Annotated in this window: 4 protein-coding genes and 1 pseudogene; all 5 read right to left on the minus strand. The window is 47.5% G+C overall.

The features are described 5' to 3' along the window. Window positions 1–75: 75 nt before the first annotated feature. The gene (locus QUB39_RS30390; RefSeq protein WP_333058047.1) at window positions 76–378 is read right to left on the minus strand and encodes a hypothetical protein; all 303 of its coding nucleotides are present in this window, start codon (window positions 376–378) and stop codon (window positions 76–78) included. Then, window positions 378–917, minus strand: a complete 540-nt coding sequence (locus tag QUB39_RS30395) for a hypothetical protein (protein ID WP_333058048.1) — start codon at window positions 915–917, stop codon at window positions 378–380. The genes QUB39_RS30390 and QUB39_RS30395 overlap by 1 nt, the downstream gene beginning before the upstream one ends. Beyond that, window positions 908–1,210, minus strand: a complete 303-nt coding sequence (locus QUB39_RS30400) for a hypothetical protein (RefSeq protein WP_333058049.1) — start codon at window positions 1,208–1,210, stop codon at window positions 908–910. The genes QUB39_RS30395 and QUB39_RS30400 overlap by 10 nt, the downstream gene beginning before the upstream one ends. Next, window positions 1,201–1,464, minus strand: coding sequence for a hypothetical protein (locus tag QUB39_RS30405; RefSeq protein WP_333058050.1), 264 nt, complete (start codon window positions 1,462–1,464; stop codon window positions 1,201–1,203). Before QUB39_RS30405 ends, QUB39_RS30400 begins: the two co-directional genes overlap by 10 nt. Next, a pseudogene (locus tag QUB39_RS30410) lies at window positions 1,465–1,714 on the minus strand (hypothetical protein); the annotation flags it as partial.

Below are 1,714 nucleotides of genomic sequence, written 5' to 3' on the forward strand. Positions count from 1 at the left end.
CTCGTCGGGTTTAAAGGTAAAAGCATTAGACGAGTGAGTCAGAACAAGGCTTTCAGCGCCGCCAAGTCAGAGGGACTATTGTCCGAAATCTCGGACGGATTTTGCCGTGCCCTGACCACCCAAAACAGCATCCCACGGCCGAGGTTGTGGTTCCCCCGGTGTTGGTGTTGTCGGCACTGCTACCCCTAGCTGAGGCAATTGCAAGTCGTTGAGGTAGTAAGCGTACTGACTGTCCTCCCCCCGTTGCGGGTAAAACTTGCCGTTAGTTTTCCAGAAGAAGTCCTTGCCTCGCAGAACAGCCAGGACTAACTCTATTTCTGACTTAGTACCAGTCAATCTTAGGGCTGCTGTTGTTGGGATGTTTGGCTGTTTAGTCATTACTTTTCCCCCTCAAACTGATTGAGCAAATTTTGCAACTTGACCTTGCCTTCTGAGAATTTACGTCCTCCCATTTTGAGGACATTCTCAACAATCCAAGTCACAGACTTACCCGCTTCCCTCGACTTACAAACTTCCAAGTATATAGGGTAATCAGGAGAGTTGTAAGGGGAAGTTGTTTCCTGTAAGTCACTGCTGTATATAGCTTCCAGCGCTTGACGGCTGGCTTCCACGTCAACGCCAGGGGAAGTCAGGATAAGTTCTACTTCCTGCTGTCTTTGTTGCTGTGAAACGTAGACGCTGGCACTGATTTCGTCCTCTACATCTGCCTTAATTGCTCTCAGTTTCAATTCCTCAATTTCTCCCTCGTCTGCTAGTTGACGGGCGATATTTCCAGCGGAAACTGCACAAGCAATTGCAGCACACAAACTGACACCTTGCAGTGCTTTGTGAGTGTCTAGCTTTTTGTCTAGTGCTGCTAGTGGAGTCAGCCAGAGGACAACAGAGGACGCACTCAAAACGAACAGTTTTAGCTGCACGGTTTACCTCCTTCAATCAATTCGTCTAAGTGTCTGTCAATTTCCTCAGATGCAGCGTCCCAGTCTATCCCCTCACCCTTGTCAACGGCTTCCCAGATTAGATTCCAGCACCAAGTTTCAAACTCATAAAAGAGGTCTGTCGGGTCAGTATTGACCAACAGGTCTAACTCTTTTTTGCGTTTAGCTCGTACAAACTCTTCTGCGCTCTCTTCCTTTTTTTGAGCTACAAAAATTTTCAGCAATTCTTGTTTGTCAACTAGCAGATACAGTTTTCCATCTACGTTTAGCTGCATAGAAACACCCCCAAACCAATCAGCAACATCGCTAAACCACCAATTAAAACAGCCTGTAAGTCAGCCACTGAAATCTTAAGCAACTTACTCAGAGAGTAATCGAGCAACCAGCTCAAACCCCACGCAATCGCAATCGCTGCTAACAAGAATGAGACGGCTTTCATCGCCATTGGATGCAGACTCGCTATCCACCCTAAAAGGGAGAAAGCGACGCATCCGGCAACGAAGTAATTTGCCAGATACATCGCTTTCATTTAGTTAGTCCCTCCCGTGAGTTTGGCTTTAATTTCATCAATCCGAGTACGGGCATCGCTGTCAGCCTTATCAATTCCTAAACCCAGTCGGGCATATCCGGGACGCAAGCTGTGCAAGTGCTTAGCCAGTCGAGTGTCTGAGCGTTTTTTACCCAGTTCATTATCAGCCACAGCACCCTCATATTTGCGGTGATGCCGGTGAACTTTAGCATCGGCTTCTTCAACTTTTGCCAGTGCTTCATAGGCGCGT

Origin of the sequence: Microcoleus sp. AT8-B5 (genome assembly GCF_036705565.1) — a bacterium.
Lineage (GTDB): Bacteria > Cyanobacteriota > Cyanobacteriia > Cyanobacteriales > Microcoleaceae > Microcoleus.

Excerpts from the sequence above, each read along its gene's own strand:
- QUB39_RS30400 (WP_333058049.1), bottom strand. The coding sequence starts at position 1,210 with ATGCAGCTAAACGTAGATGGAAAACTGTATCTGCTAGTTGACAAACAA.
- QUB39_RS30405 (WP_333058050.1), bottom strand. The coding sequence starts at position 1,464 with ATGAAAGCGATGTATCTGGCAAATTACTTCGTTGCCGGATGCGTCGCT.
- QUB39_RS30390 (WP_333058047.1), bottom strand. The coding sequence starts at position 378 with ATGACTAAACAGCCAAACATCCCAACAACAGCAGCCCTAAGATTGACT.